Below are 17,499 nucleotides of genomic sequence, written 5' to 3'. Positions count from 1 at the left end.
AAAATATTATATTTTACTCTGTATGCGCTTCTTTCTGTTCTGTAGATAAGCAGGCGGCTATTCTACGTATATCAACTATGAACTCAATAAAAATTCTGATGCAATATTGAACGGCAGTCCAGTTTCGGACCCGGTAACAAAGTTTAATAAAATACCACTAAAGAAGTATGGTTGATGACTGGATTTATAGAGCAAGATCTCTTTTTTGATAATAGTTATTATTTCCTGGAGGATTTATTTAACTCTATATTGCTTTATTTTTAAGAATATACGACGCTTGTCCGTTTAAAATGAAACCGGCAGGTTTCGAAGCTCTAACAGTCTTCCATGCAGTATTTTTATATAGTCCCCCGCTTTTAGTTCTGAAAGTACCTGCATGATACGGCTGCGTGAAAGCCCGGTTCTCTGCTGTATGAAGTTCTGTGCGTTGATCTCAAATCGTGAGCTTTCAGGATACGACCACAGTTCAAGTAACAGCGCTTTTATCTGGCTATAGGCGTCCTGCCCGATAAGGTTTCTGTCACGGTTAGTCATGAAAGCAATGCGGTACATCAGGATGTTCGAAATGTCACGCCAGAGATGCTTTTCATCAGCTATTTCCACAAAATCTTTTACTGGGACAGGATAATATTCACAGGTGGTTTCGGCGATAAAAAAGACGTCTGAATTCTCTTCTAACTGGTATAAGTCAGCATAGGCATCTACAAGGCCTAAAATCATTGGTGAGACACCGCAGCCCATTACAATGCTGTCGATACGCCGACATACTTTAATAGTGCCTTTAGTGATTAACAGGATGTGGGATTGATTATCAATCTTGATATCCAGTGTTTTACCGGCCGTAATAGTGACAGGGGAGATGTTTTGAATAACGTGCCGGTGAATATTTAAAATGGCTTGCAGGTTTTTTTCTTTCCCTGTGGGACGATACACATTCCCGCCGTTTAACTGCTTCATATCTTCCCCATTATTATAGCAGATAAAATGGTTGACTATTAAAAGGTAAACATAAATTTAATATTCACTTAAAATTATAATTAAGTAAATAAAAATAGCCAACAAGAATATTTAAGTCAATGTATTCACCTTATCAATGCATGAGCGACAACGCTGTTTTTAAGGTTAACCATAGTAAATGTGATGATTTTATTTGCAATCATTTTATGGCAGCTATCATAGGTACCGTGCTTAACGAGCGCGTAGAGCGTACAGGATAGCGAAGCGATGAACATCGCTGTTGGAGGATACGAATGAGAGAAAAGTACAAAATGCAGGCGGGCGGCGTTTTACTGAGCGAAATCGCCGCCTGCCGGAACTCCTCCCGGCGGGAGCCATAAGCGGTTAGCGGTACTGGACGATCAGACTTTGAATCTCCGGATGATCTTTTAACGACACGTGCCGTACCGTGGCGATTCCATTCATCAACGAAATAGCGTTTCCAGACGGTGTGGCGACTGTCTGCAAATGGGGGATATTATTCCGCGAACATGATACCTCGATATTGCGATCGTGAGGCGCAAGATTACAACCATATTCGACAATCTGGCCTTTGAAATGAATAACGCCTGCGGAGACCGGCGCGGTAGCAGCCAGCGCGGCTGATGAAGCTGACATCGCTGCGCAAAACAGGTAGCAGCATAATGGTGATTTTTTCATCCTTTGAAACCTCACGTCCTGTGAGCATCCCCTCATTTTTTGGGGACCAACAAATCCCGTGTATTACTCTTTAATGTTAATACACAAACTACCTTAACTTTCGCAAGCTGAGATAAACAGCGCTATACGACAATTTTTATGTAAAAGAGTACGTCATAACGGCAGGTCAGGAGGGAAAGCGGGGCCGCTTAGCGGAAGGGGAGCATAAGAAACAGCCAGTAAGAATAACTTACCGGCTGTTTTTACGGTTTGGTGCCTGGGCCGAATTAATCCTGCAGGTCGCCGCAGAAGCGATAACCTTCGCCGTGAATGGTGGCGATGATTTCCGGCGTATCCGGCGTGGATTCGAAATGCTTACGGATACGACGAATGGTAACGTCAACAGTACGGTCATGCGGCTTCAGCTCGCGGCCGGTCATTTTTTTCAACAGCTCTGCGCGCGACTGAATTTTGCCAGGGTTTTCGCAGAAGTGAAGCATCGCGCGGAACTCGCTACGCGGTAGTTTATACTGCTCGCCGTCCGGGCCGATCAGTGAACGACTGTTGATATCCAGTTCCCAACCGTTGAACTTGTAGCTTTCAACGCTACGACGCTCTTCGCTGACGGTACCCAGGTTCATGGTACGGGACAGCAGGTTGCGGGCACGGATGGTCAATTCGCGTGGGTTAAACGGTTTGGTGATGTAATCATCCGCGCCGATTTCGAGGCCGAGAATTTTGTCGACTTCGTTATCGCGGCCCGTCAGGAACATCAGCGCAACGTTAGCCTGTTCACGCAGTTCACGCGCTAACAGGAGACCGTTTTTCCCTGGCAGATTGATATCCATGATCACCAGGTTGATGTCATATTCAGAGAGGATCTGATGCATTTCCGCGCCATCTGTCGCTTCGAATACATCATAGCCTTCCGCTTCGAAAATACTTTTCAACGTGTTGCGTGTTACCAACTCGTCTTCAACGATAAGAATGTGCGGGGTCTGCATGTTTGCTACCTAAATTGCCAACTAAATCGAAACAGGAAGTACAAAAGTCCCTGACCTGCCTGATGCATGTCGCAAATTAACATGATCGGCGTAACATGACTAAAGTACGTAATTGCGTTCTTGATGCACTTTCCATCAACGTCAACAACATCATTAGCTTGGTCGTGGGTACTTTCCCTCTGGACCCGACAGTGTCAAAAACGGCTGTCATCCTAACCATTTTAACAGCAACATAACAGGCTAAGACGTACCGGACACCTAATAAAACTACGCTTCGTTGACATATATCAAGTTCAATTGTAGCACGTTAACAGTTTGATGAAATCATCGTAGCTAAATGCTAGCTTTCATCACAAATTTGCAATATTCCAACTAGTTACGTAAGCCAACTAATAAATGCGATGAATCCAAAGAGCAGGATCTATTTTAAATTAAATTATCCTAAATAAACAGCAGGATAACGATGTTCTGTTAACATAAACAGCAATAGTACAGATACGCAATAGTGTAGCGTCTTTTACGAAATCAAAAATGCTTTTTCAGTGATATCCGTTAAAATTTTGTAAATTTGCGAAGCGTAATATGCTTACAAACGCCAGCTAATTTCCTGTAAATTAGTCAAAAAGAGTAATGAAATGCGTGTAACAATCGTTCTTGTCGCTCCCGCCAGAGCGGAAAATATCGGCGCAGCCGCCCGGGCTATGAAGACCATGGGATTTACTGACCTGCGTATTGTCGACAGCCAGGCGCACCTGGAGCCCGCCACCCGTTGGGTCGCACATGGATCTGGAGATATTATTGATAATATTGAGGTTTTCCACACCCTTGCCGACGCGCTCCACGATGTGGATTTTACCGTCGCGACGACAGCCCGCAGCCGGGCAAAATTTCATTACTACGCTTCGCCCGCTGAACTGGTTCCCTTATTACAGGAAAAATCACGCTGGATGCGTCATGCCGCGCTGGTTTTTGGCCGTGAGGATTCCGGTTTGACCAATGACGAGCTGGCGCTGGCGGATGTATTGACCGGCGTGCCGATGGCGGCGGATTACCCTTCGCTCAATCTGGGTCAGGCAGTCATGGTGTATTGCTATCAATTAGCAGGTTTAATGCAACAGACCACAGAATCCGTTGATATTGCTGATGAATCGCAGTTACAGGCGTTACGCGCGCGCCTTTTACGCCTGCTAACGACTCTGGAGGCGGCCGATGACCACAAATTAACCGACTGGCTACAACAGCGAATCGGCCTGTTGGGACAGCGAGATACGGTAATGTTGCACCGTTTGGTCCATGATATTGAAAAAAAACTAACAAAATAACGTGCTGTAATTTTTAAAATAATAAGAGATTACGTCTGGTTGCAAGAGATCATAACAGGGGGAATTGGTTGAAAATAAATATATCGCCAGCAGCACATGAACAAGTTTCGGAATGTGATCAATTTAAAAATTTATTGACTTAGGCGGGCAGATACTTTAACCAATATAGGAATACAAGACAGACAAATAAAAATGACAGAGTACACAACATCCATGAACCGCATCAGCACCACCACCATTACCACCATCACCATTACCACAGGTAACGGTGCGGGCTGACGCGTACAGGAAACACAGAAAAAAGCCCGCACCTGAACAGTGCGGGCTTTTTTTTCGACCAGAGATCACGAGGTAACAACCATGCGAGTGTTGAAGTTCGGCGGTACATCAGTGGCAAATGCAGAACGTTTTCTGCGTGTTGCCGATATTCTGGAAAGCAATGCCAGGCAAGGGCAGGTAGCGACCGTACTTTCCGCCCCCGCGAAAATTACCAACCATCTGGTGGCGATGATTGAAAAAACTATCGGCGGTCAGGATGCTTTGCCGAATATCAGCGATGCCGAACGTATTTTTTCTGACCTGCTCGCAGGACTTGCCAGCGCGCAGCCGGGATTCCCGCTTGCACGGTTGAAAATGGTTGTCGAACAAGAATTCGCTCAGACCAAACATGTTTTGCATGGTATCAGCCTGCTGGGTCAGTGCCCGGATAGCATCAACGCCGCGCTGATTTGCCGTGGCGAAAAAATGTCGATCGCGATTATGGCGGGACTCCTGGAGGCGCGTGGACATCGCGTCACGGTGATCGATCCGGTAGAAAAATTGCTGGCGGTGGGCCATTACCTTGAATCTACCGTCGATATCGCGGAATCGACTCGCCGTATCGCCGCCAGCCAGATCCCGGCCGATCACATGATCCTGATGGCGGGCTTTACCGCCGGTAATGAAAAGGGTGAACTGGTGGTGCTGGGCCGTAATGGTTCCGACTATTCCGCCGCCGTGCTGGCCGCCTGTTTACGCGCTGACTGCTGTGAAATCTGGACTGACGTCGATGGCGTGTATACCTGTGACCCGCGTCAGGTGCCGGACGCCAGGCTGCTGAAATCGATGTCCTACCAGGAAGCGATGGAACTCTCTTACTTCGGCGCCAAAGTCCTTCACCCTCGCACCATAACGCCTATCGCCCAGTTCCAGATCCCCTGTCTGATTAAAAATACCGGTAATCCGCAGGCGCCAGGAACGCTGATCGGCGCGTCCAGCGACGATGATAATCTGCCGGTGAAAGGGATCTCTAACCTTAACAACATGGCGATGTTTAGCGTCTCCGGCCCTGGAATGAAAGGGATGATTGGGATGGCGGCGCGTGTTTTCGCCGCCATGTCTCGCGCCGGGATCTCGGTGGTGCTCATTACCCAGTCCTCCTCTGAGTACAGCATCAGTTTCTGTGTGCCGCAGAGTGACTGCGCGCGTGCCCGCCGTGCGATGCAGGATGAGTTCTATCTGGAGCTGAAAGAGGGGCTGCTGGAGCCGCTGGCGGTTACGGAGCGGTTGGCGATTATCTCTGTTGTCGGCGACGGTATGCGCACGCTACGCGGCATTTCAGCGAAATTCTTCGCCGCGCTGGCGCGGGCTAATATCAATATCGTGGCGATCGCTCAGGGATCTTCTGAGCGTTCCATTTCTGTGGTGGTGAATAACGACGATGCCACCACCGGCGTGCGGGTAACGCACCAGATGCTGTTCAATACCGATCAGGTGATTGAAGTGTTTGTCATTGGCGTCGGCGGCGTCGGCGGCGCGCTACTGGAACAGCTTAAACGTCAGCAAACCTGGCTGAAGAACAAGCACATCGATCTACGCGTGTGCGGCGTGGCGAACTCAAAGGCGTTGCTAACCAATGTGCATGGCCTGAATCTGGACAACTGGCAGGCGGAACTGGCGCAAGCGAACGCGCCGTTCAATCTGGGACGCTTAATTCGCCTGGTGAAAGAATATCATCTACTCAATCCGGTGATTGTTGATTGTACCTCCAGTCAGGCGGTGGCCGACCAGTATGCCGACTTCCTGCGTGAAGGGTTCCATGTGGTGACGCCAAACAAGAAAGCGAACACCTCGTCGATGGACTACTACCATCAGCTACGTTTCGCCGCCGCGCAATCACGGCGCAAATTCTTGTATGACACCAACGTCGGCGCCGGTTTGCCGGTAATCGAAAACCTGCAAAACCTGCTGAATGCCGGTGATGAACTGCAAAAATTTTCCGGCATTCTTTCCGGGTCGCTCTCTTTTATTTTCGGTAAACTGGAAGAGGGGATGAGTCTCTCACAGGCGACCGCGCTGGCGCGCGAGATGGGCTATACCGAACCCGATCCGCGCGACGATCTTTCCGGTATGGATGTGGCGCGTAAACTGTTGATCCTCGCCCGCGAGACGGGCCGCGAGCTGGAGCTTTCCGATATTGTGATTGAACCGGTGTTGCCGGACGAGTTTGACGCCTCCGGCGATGTGACCGCCTTTATGGCGCATCTGCCGCAGCTTGACGACGCGTTTGCCGCCCGTGTGGCGAAAGCTCGTGATGAAGGTAAGGTATTGCGCTATGTGGGCAATATCGAAGAGGATGGCGTGTGCCGCGTGAAGATTGCCGAAGTTGATGGTAACGATCCGCTCTTCAAAGTGAAAAACGGTGAAAACGCGCTGGCGTTCTACAGCCACTATTATCAGCCCTTGCCGTTGGTGCTGCGCGGCTACGGCGCAGGCAATGATGTGACGGCGGCGGGCGTGTTTGCCGATCTGTTACGGACCCTCTCATGGAAGTTAGGAGTTTAACATGGTGAAAGTGTATGCCCCGGCTTCCAGCGCGAACATGAGCGTCGGTTTCGACGTGTTGGGCGCGGCCGTCACACCCGTTGACGGCACGTTGCTGGGCGATGTGGTATCCGTTGAAGCAGCGGACCATTTCCGTCTGCATAACCTGGGGCGATTTGCCGATAAACTGCCGCCGGAGCCGCGTGAAAATATTGTTTATCAGTGCTGGGAACGTTTTTGCCAGGCATTGGGGAAAACCATCCCGGTGGCGATGACGCTGGAAAAAAATATGCCGATTGGTTCCGGGTTAGGGTCCAGCGCCTGTTCCGTCGTCGCTGCGCTGGTCGCGATGAATGAGCACTGCGGCAAACCGTTAAACGACACGCGTCTGTTGGCGCTGATGGGCGAGCTGGAAGGCCGTATCTCCGGCAGCATCCATTACGATAACGTCGCGCCGTGCTTTCTTGGCGGTATGCAGTTGATGATTGAAGAAAACGGCATTATTAGTCAGCAGGTGCCGGGCTTTGATGAGTGGCTATGGGTACTGGCTTATCCGGGCATTAAAGTTTCCACCGCAGAAGCACGGGCCATTTTGCCTGCGCAGTATCGCCGTCAGGATTGCATTGCGCATGGACGGCATCTGGCCGGTTTTATTCACGCCTGTTACTCGCGGCAGCCGCAGCTTGCCGCCGCGCTGATGAAAGATGTTATTGCCGAACCATACCGCGCGCGTTTACTGCCGGGCTTTAGCCAGGCGCGGCAGGCGGTGTCGGAGATCGGCGCGCTGGCGAGCGGGATTTCCGGGTCGGGGCCGACGCTGTTTGCGCTATGCGATAAACCGGAGACGGCGCAGCGCGTCGCGGACTGGCTGAGCAAACATTATCTGCAAAATCAGGAAGGCTTCGTTCATATTTGCCGGCTGGATACGGCGGGCGCACGAGTAGTGGGATAATCAATGAAACTCTATAATCTGAAAGACCATAATGAGCAGGTCAGCTTTGCGCAGGCCGTCACGCAAGGACTGGGCAAACAGCAGGGACTTTTTTTTCCGCACGATCTGCCGGAGTTTAGCCTGACGGAAATTGATGAGATGCTCAACCAGGACTTTGTCAGCCGTAGCGCAAAGATCCTCTCGGCATTTATTGGCGATGAAATACCGCAGCAAATTCTGGAAGAGCGCGTCCGCGCGGCGTTTGCGTTCCCGGCGCCGGTAGCGCAGGTAGAAAGCGATGTCGGCTGCCTGGAGCTGTTCCATGGTCCGACGCTGGCCTTTAAAGACTTCGGCGGACGTTTTATGGCGCAAATGCTGACGCATATCAGCGGCGACAAACCGGTGACGATTCTGACCGCAACGTCAGGTGATACCGGCGCGGCGGTGGCTCACGCGTTCTATGGCCTGGAAAATGTGCGGGTCGTCATTCTCTACCCGCGCGGTAAGATCAGTCCGTTGCAGGAAAAACTGTTCTGTACGCTGGGCGGCAACATTGAAACCGTAGCGATCGACGGCGATTTCGACGCTTGCCAGGCGCTGGTGAAACAGGCATTTGATGACGAAGAACTGAAAACGGCGCTGGGGCTGAATTCGGCTAATTCAATTAATATCAGCCGCCTGTTGGCGCAAATTTGCTACTACTTTGAAGCCGTGGCGCAACTGCCGCAGGGGGCGCGTAACCAACTGGTAATCTCCGTACCCAGCGGCAACTTTGGCGATTTGACGGCAGGACTGCTGGCGAAGTCGTTAGGCCTACCGGTGAAACGTTTTATCGCCGCCACCAACGTCAACGACACGGTGCCGCGTTTTCTGCATGACGGGAAGTGGGCGCCGAAAGCGACGCAGGCGACCCTGTCGAATGCGATGGATGTCAGCCAGCCGAATAACTGGCCGCGCGTGGAGGAGCTATTCCGCCGTAAAATCTGGCGCCTGACTGAGCTGGGCTATGCGGCGGTGGATGACACTACGACACAACAGACGATGCGCGAGCTGAAAGCGAAAGGTTATATCTCGGAACCTCATGCGGCGGTAGCGTATCGGGCATTACGCGACCAGTTAAACCCTGGCGAGTATGGCTTGTTTCTCGGAACGGCGCATCCGGCGAAGTTTAAAGAAAGCGTGGAGTCCATTCTGGGAGAAACGCTGGCCTTGCCTGAAGCGCTCGCCGAACGCGCCGATCTGCCGCTGCTTTCACATCATCTGCCTGCGGATTTTGCCGCCCTGCGTAAGCTGATGATGACCCGCCAGTAACCATTGCGCCCGGTGGCGCTGTCGCTTACCGGGCCTATGGGGTGGTGTCGATTTGTAGGCCGGATAAGGCGTAACCGCCATCCGGCGATGCCGTTACTGCTCGTAGCGTTTAAAGACCAGCTCGTCTTGTGTGGAGGTTTCTTCATCAAAGAAATACCCTTCACGGTCAAACGCGGTAAGCTGTTCCGGCTTCGTTAAGCGGTTTTCAATAATAAAACGGCTCATCAGTCCGCGCGCTTTTTTGGCGTAGAAGCTTACCACCTTAAACTTGCCGTTTTTCTCATCAAGGAACACGGGCTTAATCAGTTCGGCATTCAGTTTCTTCGGCTTCACCGATTTAAAATATTCCTCGGAGGCCAGATTCACTACCACCCGATCGCCCTGCGCCTCAAGCGCTTCGTTGAGCTTATCGGTAATGATATCGCCCCAGAATTGATAAAGATCTTTGCCGCGCGGATTCTCCAGGCGAATCCCCATCTCCAGACGATAAGGCTGCATTAAATCCAGCGGGCGCAATACGCCATACAAGCCAGAGAGCATACGCAGATGCTGTTGAGCAAAATCAAAGTCCGCGTCGTTGAACGTTTCCGCCTGTAGACCGGTATAAACATCGCCTTTGAACGCCAGAATCGCCTGGCGTGCATTATCCGGCGTAAAATGAGGCTGCCAGTCATGAAAACGCGTGGCGTTGAGATCCGCCAGTTTGTCGCTAATTCCCATCAGCCTGGAAATTTGCGGCGCCGAAAGCTGGCGGGCCTGTTGAATAAGCTGCTGGCTGTGATCCAACAGCTCCGGCTGGGTATAGCGGGTCGTGGCCAGCGGGCTTTGATAATCAAGCGTTTTTGCAGGTGAAATCAGAATCAGCATATCCAGTCCTTGCAGGGAATTTTCTGCGACTTTAGCAAAAAAACGCCGCAGAGTTGACCGATGGTTGTGATTGTCGGCTTAATCGCGCGATGCCGCATCCCAGGTATCTGGCGCCAGTTGTGGTTCGATATCCGGGAAGCGCCGCGGATCGAACTGCGGTCTTACGCCCAGTTTCCGTTGTCGCAGATAATCGCCGGCGAGGGTATACACCACCGGTGAGAGCAACAAAATCGCCGTCAGATTGGTAATGGCCATACAGGCCATGATCATGTCAGCGAGCTGCCATATCAGCGGAAAACTGATAAGCGTACCGGCGATAACCATGCCAAGCGTCGCAAGGCGTAATAGCCAGATGGCCTTTGCGTTATGTAACCGCAGAAAAAATAGATTGTTCTCGGCGTAAATATAGTTGGCGACGATAGAACTGAACGCGAACAGAATGACGATAAGCGCGACAAAGCTGGCACCCCATTCACCGGTCAACGAAACCATTGCATGTTGGAGAAGCTGAATGCCTTCTGTTGACGAGTGGGACGCGTGATTCCCCGCCAGCAGGATAATCATCGCGCTGGCTGTACAGATGATAATGGTGTCGCTGAATACGCCAATCATTTGCACAATCCCCTGCGCGACAGGGTGAGGGGGATACGACGTTGCCGCTGCGGCCGCATTAGGCGTTGACCCCATTCCCGCTTCATTAGAGAACATCCCACGCTGAAAACCGCTGGTAATAGCCTGGGTGAGCGTATATCCGGCTGCGCCTGCCGCGGCTTCCTGCCAGCCAAATGCGCTTTTGACTATCGAGGCGATAACGCCAGGCATTTGCTCAATATGCCAGAGGCAAATGAATACGCTGCCAGCGACCCACAATAACGCGATGAGGGGAATCAGCCATTGCATCAGGCGGGCGACGCCTTTTATGCCGCGGATGATAATTAACAGGGCACAGAACGCCAGAGCAATGCCGGAGATAAGCGGCGGAATGTTGAAGGCGAAATGGAGCGCGCGTGAGACGGCATTCGCCTGCACGCTATTAAAAATCAACCCGTAGGCGACGAGCAGAAAGAGGGCGAAAACCACGCCCATCCAGCGCATTCCCAGCCCGCGCGCCATATACCACGCCGGGCCGCCGCGGAACTGGCCTGTCGGGTCACGTTCTTTATAAAGCTGGGCAAGCGAACACTCGGCGAAGGAGGTCGCCATGCCAATGATGGCCGAGACCCACATCCAGAATACCGCGCCGGGACCGCCTGCGGCGATAGCCAGCGCCACGCCGGCCAGATTACCGCTGCCAATCCGCGCCGCGAGGCTGGTACACAGCGCCTGAAATGACGTCAGGCCGCCTGGCTGCGGGCTAAAGCTGCCTTTCAGACTGCGGCTAAATTGGCGAATATAACGAAATTGAATGAATCCGCTACGCCAGGTAAACCAACATCCTGCGCCGAGCAGCAGGTAAATCATTACCGAGCCCCAGAGTATTTCGTTAATAAAACTGAAAAACTCAGGCATTAACGTCCCTCTTGTTGATGCCGTCACGCTTTGATGATCCTGTATAAGCGTGACCCATGATGTAGATGACCTTGTCAGACTAATATTAACGGCAGTTTACCATAAATACGGCGGTATCCTTTAATTGCGCATCAACCGTCGGCAGATACGCAAACAGTGCACAAGGGCAGCCAGGTGCATGTAGGCGGTTGCGCTGTGAGTGCGTCGTGTTATCATCAGGGTAGACCGGTTACATCCCCTAACAAGCTGTTTAAAGAGAAACTCTATCATGACGGACAAATTGACCTCCCTTCGTCAGTTCACCACCGTAGTGGCTGATACCGGAGATATCGCGGCAATGAAGCTGTACCAGCCGCAGGATGCTACAACTAACCCTTCTCTCATTCTTAACGCAGCGCAAATCCCGGAATATCGTAAGCTGATTGACGATGCTGTCGCCTGGGCGAAACAGCAGAGCAGCGACCGCGCGCAGCAGGTTGTTGACGCGACCGATAAGCTGGCGGTGAATATTGGCCTGGAAATCCTGAAGCTGGTGCCGGGGCGTATTTCTACCGAAGTTGACGCGCGTCTGTCTTATGACACTGAAGCGTCTATCGCCAAAGCAAAACGTATCATTAAACTCTACAATGATGCGGGTATCAGCAACGATCGTATCCTGATCAAGCTGGCGTCCACCTGGCAGGGCATTCGTGCAGCCGAACAGCTGGAAAAAGAAGGCATCAACTGTAACCTGACGCTGCTGTTCTCCTTCGCGCAGGCGCGTGCGTGCGCCGAAGCGGGCGTCTACCTGATCTCGCCGTTCGTAGGTCGTATTCTTGACTGGTATAAAGCCAATACCGACAAGAAAGACTATGCGCCAGCTGAAGATCCGGGCGTGGTTTCCGTAACGGAAATCTACGAGTACTACAAACAGCATGGTTACGAAACCGTCGTTATGGGCGCAAGCTTCCGTAACGTAGGCGAAATTCTGGAGCTGGCGGGCTGCGACCGTCTGACTATCGCACCGGCATTGCTGAAAGAACTGGCGGAAAGCGAAGGGGCGATTGAGCGTAAGCTCTCTTTCTCCGGCGAAGTCAAAGCGCGCCCGGAACGCATTACCGAAGCCGAGTTCCTGTGGCAGCATCACCAGGACCCCATGGCGGTTGACAAACTGGCGGATGGTATCCGTAAGTTTGCGGTAGACCAGGAAAAACTGGAAAAAATGATCGGCGATCTGCTGTAATCATTAACGCGTGGCCCTGATATGGGTCACGCTACCTCTTCTGAAACCTGTCTGTCCTTCCCTTCGCAGTGTATCATTCTGTTTAACGAGACTGTTTAAACGGAATAATCATGGATACCTTACGTATTGGCTTAGTTTCTATCTCCGACCGCGCTTCAAGCGGCGTTTACCAGGATAAAGGCATTCCTGCGCTTGAGGAGTGGCTCGCTTCTGCGCTGACCACGCCTTTCGAGGTCCAGCGGCGCTTAATTCCTGATGAACAGGAAATTATCGAGCAAACGTTGTGTGAACTGGTTGATGAGATGAGCTGTCATCTGGTGCTGACCACTGGCGGTACCGGTCCGGCGCGTCGCGACGTCACGCCGGACGCGACCCTTGCCATCGCCGACCGTGAAATGCCAGGTTTTGGCGAACAGATGCGCCAGATCAGCCTGCGCTTTGTGCCGACCGCCATTCTTTCCCGCCAGGTGGGCGTTATCCGTAAACAGGCGTTAATTCTTAATCTGCCTGGACAGCCAAAATCGATCAAAGAAACGCTGGAAGGCGTAAAAGCGGACGATGGCAGCGTTAGCGTGCCGGGCATTTTTGCGAGCGTGCCGTATTGTATACAGCTGCTTGACGGGCCGTATGTCGAAACCGCGCCGGAAGTGGTTGCCGCTTTCCGTCCGAAGAGCGCCAGACGTGAGAATATGTCGTCCTGACCGGAAAATACTGATAGTAGGGTTATTCCTCCCGGTGCGGGAGGAATAAAAGAGATTTAGTGCGCCTCGCCGATTGGCAGAATAGTGCGGCCAAATTGCTCGTTTAGCACTTCACCCATCGCCAGATAAATAGCGCTGGCGCCGCAAACCAGACCAACCCAGCCTGCGATATGGATAATGGCTTCGTTACCGGTGATATTGCCGACCGCCAGCAGAGCGAACAGTACGGTCAGGCTCAGGAAAACAAATTGCAGCGCGCGGGCGGCTTTCAGCGTACCGAAGAACATAAACAGCGTGAACACGCCCCACAGACCTAAATAAGCGCCGAGTAGCTGAGCGTCAGGCGCATCCGTCAGGCCCATTTTCGGCATCAGCAGGATAGCGACCAGCGTCAGCCAGAACGAACCGTAAGAGGTAAAGGCCGTTAAACCAAAGGTATTGCCTTTTTTATACTCCAGCAGACCGGCAAAAATTTGCGCGATACCGCCGTAGAAAATCCCCATCGCCAGAATAATACCGTCCAGGGCGAAAAAACCGGCATTGTGCAGGTTAAGCAGAATGGTGGTCATGCCGAAGCCCATCAGGCCCAGCGGTGCCGGATTAGCCAACTTAGTGTTGCCCATAATTCCTCAAAATCATCATAATTGAATGGTGAAATAGTTTCCCAGAATAACGAGTTCCGTATTCGGGGCGCGGCATAATAATCAGGGGGAAGAGGACTGTCTATGATCTAATAAGGGGGAAAAGAAAATATTTCCCCCTGTGAGGGCATTCACGCCTGAACGGCTGCCATCATTCGTCGCAGGCAGGCTATTTGCAACACTGCCGGAATAGTCACGCGATACGCGCTGCCGCTCATCGCTTTGACGCCGTTTAACGCCGCGCCGACCGGGCCGCCAAGACCTGCGCCGCGCAGCAATCCGTGGCCCAGGATGCTCATTGCGGCATGGGTACGCAAAATGCGGGTAAGCTGGGTGGAAAGCAGGTGAGAGACCCCTTTTGCCAGACTGCGATCTTTCATGAGCAGCGGCAGCAGTTCTTCCAGTTCAGAAACTTTGGCGTCTACGGCTTGCAGAAATTCCTGCTTATGCGCCGCGTCCATCTTCTGCCAGGTATGACGTAAAAAATGCTCCAGCAGTTGCTGTTCTATTTCAAACGTCGACATGCTTTTATCTGCTTTGAGTTTTAGCCGTTTTGCGACATCCAGCAGAATCGCGCGGTACTGTTTTCCGTGCCCGCGCAATTTGTTGGCGATACTGTCGCCGCCGTAATGCTGAAACTCGCCGGCAATGAGCTGCCAGTTACGGCGGTGTTGCTCCGGGTGACCTTCCATCGCTTTGAACAGCTCGTTATGACTAAGGACGCTTGACAAGCGAGCCTTGCCCTTTTCGTTATGCGTCAGCAAACGGGCGAAATCGGCGAGTTGTTCTTCGCTACAATGCTGAAGAAAGTCTAAATCCTCGTCGTGTAAATAAGTGACGTTCATTTTCAGTCTGGCTTTTGGAATAGAAATAACAGCGATTAATCGTCGCCAATGATTTTAAGTCTCGCCATATCGGAAGAATTTACCGTATGGCCTGAGAAGGTAATCTTTGATACGCAGCGTTTGTTGTCGTTATCGCTATTAATATTGATCCAGCCTGTCGTCTGGCCCTCTTTGATTGAGGAAGGGACGTTCAGGCTTTGGCTGGCGCTACGCGCAGTTTTAAAATAGACGGATGCGCCGCTAAGTTCGATGTCGCCGTGATCCGCCGTGAGTTGAATGCGCTTCACGATGCGGCAGACGGGAATTTTCAGCGTGAGATCGTTCGTTTCATTTCTGGGCATGGCAATAACACCCAGTATTTTATGGTCGTTCGCGTGCGCGACGCTACTTAACGCCAGGCCGAAAAGCAGGCCGGCGGAAATCGTTAACACAGATCGCATGGAATTTCTCTTTGACGGGTTCAATAAGCAATTACCGTCTATCATACTCTGCTCATGACAACGATTCAGTTTTGTAATCTTTTCTTTTTATTACAATTTTTCTGTGAATGGTATTCGTTATTTAATTTACTTCATGAATGTTTATCTGTCTGGTTTTCCATCGCGCCCTCTCGTCACTAAAAAATTTTTTCATCTCCCCCTTGATGACGTGGGTTACGACCCCATCTTGTAGTCAACCGCAGTGGTGAGTCTGAAAAAAAACGATTCAGGGTAGTTGAAACCGCACGTTTCGCCCTTATTACAGATTCACAACCACATGATGACCGAATTTTTAGTGGAGACGTTTAGATGGGTAAAATTATTGGTATCGACCTGGGTACTACCAACTCTTGTGTAGCGATTATGGATGGAACGCAGGCACGCGTGCTGGAGAACGCCGAGGGCGATCGCACTACGCCTTCTATCATTGCTTATACCCAGGATGGTGAAACTCTGGTTGGTCAGCCGGCTAAACGTCAGGCAGTGACAAACCCGCAAAACACCCTGTTTGCGATTAAACGCCTGATTGGCCGCCGCTTCCAGGACGAAGAAGTTCAACGTGACGTTTCTATCATGCCGTACAAAATCATCGGCGCCGACAACGGCGACGCATGGCTTGATGTGAAAGGTCAGAAAATGGCGCCGCCGCAGATTTCTGCCGAAGTGCTGAAGAAAATGAAGAAAACGGCTGAAGATTATCTGGGCGAACCGGTAACTGAAGCGGTTATCACCGTACCGGCTTACTTTAACGATGCGCAGCGTCAGGCTACCAAAGACGCTGGTCGTATCGCGGGGCTGGAAGTTAAACGTATCATCAACGAACCGACTGCCGCAGCGCTGGCTTACGGTCTGGATAAAGAAGTCGGCAACCGTACTATCGCGGTTTACGACCTCGGTGGTGGTACTTTCGATATCTCTATTATCGAAATCGACGAAGTTGATGGCGAAAAAACCTTTGAAGTTCTGGCAACCAACGGTGATACCCACCTGGGTGGTGAAGACTTCGATACCCGCCTGATCAACTACCTCGTTGACGAGTTTAAGAAAGATCAGGGCATTGACCTGCGTAACGATCCGCTGGCAATGCAGCGCCTGAAAGAAGCCGCAGAAAAAGCCAAAATCGAGCTGTCTTCTGCGCAGCAGACCGACGTGAACCTGCCGTACATTACCGCAGATGCCACCGGTCCGAAACACATGAACATCAAAGTGACTCGTGCGAAACTGGAAAGCCTGGTTGAAGATCTGGTGAACCGTTCTATCGAGCCGCTGAAAGTCGCACTGCAGGACGCTGGCCTGTCCGTGTCTGATATCAACGACGTGATCCTCGTTGGCGGTCAGACCCGTATGCCAATGGTGCAGAAAAAAGTGGCTGAGTTCTTTGGTAAAGAGCCGCGTAAAGACGTTAACCCGGACGAAGCTGTGGCTATCGGCGCAGCGGTACAGGGCGGCGTATTGACCGGTGATGTGAAAGACGTACTGCTGCTGGACGTTACCCCGCTGTCTCTGGGTATCGAAACGATGGGTGGCGTGATGACTCCGCTTATCACCAAAAACACCACCATCCCGACCAAGCACAGCCAGGTGTTCTCTACTGCGGAAGACAACCAGTCTGCGGTAACCATCCATGTGCTGCAGGGTGAGCGTAAACGTGCGTCTGATAACAAATCTCTGGGTCAGTTCAACCTGGATGGCATCAACCCGGCGCCGCGCGGTATGCCGCAGATCGAAGTCACCTTCGATATCGATGCTGACGGTATCCTGCACGTCTCCGCGAAAGACAAAAATAGCGGTAAAGAGCAGAAGATCACCATCAAGGCGTCTTCTGGTCTGAACGAGGAAGAAATTCAGAAAATGGTTCGCGATGCAGAAGCGAACGCTGAATCCGACCGTAAGTTTGAAGAGCTGGTTCAGACCCGTAACCAGGGCGACCATCTGCTGCACAGCACCCGTAAGCAGGTCGAAGAAGCAGGCGATAAACTGCCGGCTGATGACAAAACCGCTATCGAGTCTGCGCTGAGCGCGCTGGAAACTGCCCTGAAAGGCGAAGATAAAGCCGCTATCGAAGCGAAAATGCAGGAACTGGCGCAGGTTTCCCAGAAACTGATGGAAATCGCTCAGCAGCAACATGCGCAGCAGCAGGCTGGCTCCGCTGACGCTTCTGCAAACAACGCGAAAGATGACGACGTTGTCGACGCTGAGTTTGAAGAAGTAAAAGATAAAAAATAATCGC

Annotated in this window: 17 protein-coding genes and 1 other annotated feature; of the genes, 9 read left to right on the top strand and 8 right to left on the bottom strand. The window is 51.6% G+C overall.

All coding sequences use genetic code 11. From position 1 onward, the window contains the following. Positions 1-285 precede the first annotated feature (285 nt). From ACLJR2_RS01310 to arcA, 3 genes are all read right to left on the bottom strand, one after another. A complete protein-coding gene (locus ACLJR2_RS01310; RefSeq protein WP_000811637.1) occupies positions 286-957 on the bottom strand; it encodes a winged helix-turn-helix transcriptional regulator in 672 nt (223 codons plus the stop codon). Between the two features lie 384 nt (positions 958-1,341). Then, on the bottom strand, positions 1,342-1,656 hold the full coding sequence (locus ACLJR2_RS01305; protein ID WP_000749516.1) for a hypothetical protein: 315 nt from the start codon (positions 1,654-1,656) through the stop codon (positions 1,342-1,344). Between the two features lie 266 nt (positions 1,657-1,922). Beyond that, complete coding sequence (arcA, locus tag ACLJR2_RS01300) at positions 1,923-2,639, bottom strand: two-component system response regulator ArcA (RefSeq protein WP_001194359.1); 717 nt, start codon at positions 2,637-2,639, stop codon at positions 1,923-1,925. 95 nt (positions 2,640-2,734) lie between these two features. On the opposite strand from arcA, the gene yjjY reads away from it, so the two are divergent. From yjjY to thrC, 6 genes are all read left to right on the top strand, one after another. After that, positions 2,735-2,875 (top strand): protein YjjY, encoded by a 141-nt coding sequence (gene yjjY / locus ACLJR2_RS01295; protein WP_001541509.1) that lies wholly within the window; start codon positions 2,735-2,737, stop codon positions 2,873-2,875. A 399-nt stretch (positions 2,876-3,274) separates the two neighbouring features. Then, complete coding sequence (locus ACLJR2_RS01290; RefSeq protein ID WP_001266769.1) at positions 3,275-3,961, top strand: tRNA/rRNA methyltransferase; 687 nt, start codon at positions 3,275-3,277, stop codon at positions 3,959-3,961. 213 nt (positions 3,962-4,174) lie between these two features. Further along, a complete protein-coding gene (gene thrL, locus ACLJR2_RS01285) occupies positions 4,175-4,240 on the top strand; it encodes a thr operon leader peptide (RefSeq protein ID WP_001575544.1) in 66 nt (21 codons plus the stop codon). Beyond that, positions 4,176-4,296: a sequence feature (Thr leader region), on the top strand. It overlaps the preceding gene by 65 nt. A gap of 25 nt (positions 4,297-4,321) precedes the next feature. Further along, positions 4,322-6,784 (top strand): bifunctional aspartate kinase/homoserine dehydrogenase I, encoded by a 2,463-nt coding sequence (gene thrA, locus ACLJR2_RS01280; RefSeq protein WP_001264688.1) that lies wholly within the window; start codon positions 4,322-4,324, stop codon positions 6,782-6,784. A 1-nt stretch (position 6,785) separates the two neighbouring features. Further along, a complete protein-coding gene (thrB, locus tag ACLJR2_RS01275; RefSeq protein ID WP_000241685.1) occupies positions 6,786-7,715 on the top strand; it encodes a homoserine kinase in 930 nt (309 codons plus the stop codon). Between the two features lie 3 nt (positions 7,716-7,718). Beyond that, positions 7,719-9,005, top strand: coding sequence for a threonine synthase (gene thrC / locus ACLJR2_RS01270; RefSeq protein ID WP_000781105.1), 1,287 nt, complete (start codon positions 7,719-7,721; stop codon positions 9,003-9,005). A 93-nt stretch (positions 9,006-9,098) separates the two neighbouring features. Here the strand turns inward: thrC and yaaA are convergent, their stop codons facing one another. Next, on the bottom strand, positions 9,099-9,872 hold the full coding sequence (gene yaaA, locus ACLJR2_RS01265; RefSeq protein ID WP_000906175.1) for a peroxide stress protein YaaA: 774 nt from the start codon (positions 9,870-9,872) through the stop codon (positions 9,099-9,101). A gap of 78 nt (positions 9,873-9,950) precedes the next feature. Further along, complete coding sequence (locus ACLJR2_RS01260) at positions 9,951-11,381, bottom strand: alanine/glycine:cation symporter family protein (RefSeq protein WP_001113798.1); 1,431 nt, start codon at positions 11,379-11,381, stop codon at positions 9,951-9,953. A gap of 268 nt (positions 11,382-11,649) precedes the next feature. Between ACLJR2_RS01260 and tal the strand changes: the two genes are divergently transcribed. Then, positions 11,650-12,603: a transaldolase gene (gene tal / locus ACLJR2_RS01255; protein ID WP_000130175.1), complete on the top strand. Its 954-nt coding sequence runs from the start codon at positions 11,650-11,652 to the stop codon at positions 12,601-12,603. A gap of 110 nt (positions 12,604-12,713) precedes the next feature. Then, positions 12,714-13,304, top strand: coding sequence for a molybdopterin adenylyltransferase (mog, locus tag ACLJR2_RS01250; RefSeq protein WP_000380373.1), 591 nt, complete (start codon positions 12,714-12,716; stop codon positions 13,302-13,304). 56 nt (positions 13,305-13,360) lie between these two features. On the opposite strand, the gene satP is transcribed toward mog, so the two are convergent. The 3 genes from satP to ACLJR2_RS01235 all read right to left on the bottom strand — a co-directional run bounded on the left by satP (position 13,361) and on the right by ACLJR2_RS01235 (position 15,230). Beyond that, on the bottom strand, positions 13,361-13,927 hold the full coding sequence (gene satP / locus ACLJR2_RS01245; protein WP_000528525.1) for an acetate uptake transporter: 567 nt from the start codon (positions 13,925-13,927) through the stop codon (positions 13,361-13,363). Positions 13,928-14,076: 149 nt separating this feature from the next. Next, positions 14,077-14,790 (bottom strand): acidic protein MsyB, encoded by a 714-nt coding sequence (gene msyB / locus ACLJR2_RS01240; protein WP_001103477.1) that lies wholly within the window; start codon positions 14,788-14,790, stop codon positions 14,077-14,079. Between the two features lie 35 nt (positions 14,791-14,825). Next, positions 14,826-15,230 carry a DUF2541 family protein gene (locus ACLJR2_RS01235; RefSeq protein ID WP_001258085.1) on the bottom strand — a complete coding sequence of 135 codons (405 nt, stop codon included), beginning with the start codon at positions 15,228-15,230 and terminating at the stop codon, positions 14,826-14,828. Positions 15,231-15,578: 348 nt separating this feature from the next. Here ACLJR2_RS01235 and dnaK point away from each other — a divergent pair, with 348 nt between their 5' ends. Further along, a complete protein-coding gene (gene dnaK, locus ACLJR2_RS01230) occupies positions 15,579-17,495 on the top strand; it encodes a molecular chaperone DnaK (RefSeq protein ID WP_000516126.1) in 1,917 nt (638 codons plus the stop codon). Positions 17,496-17,499: the final 4 nt, after the last annotated feature.

The organism is Salmonella sp. SAL03688 (assembly GCF_046551895.1).
GTDB lineage: Bacteria > Pseudomonadota > Gammaproteobacteria > Enterobacterales > Enterobacteriaceae > Salmonella > Salmonella enterica.
This window is presented reverse-complemented; position numbering and strand designations above follow the sequence as displayed.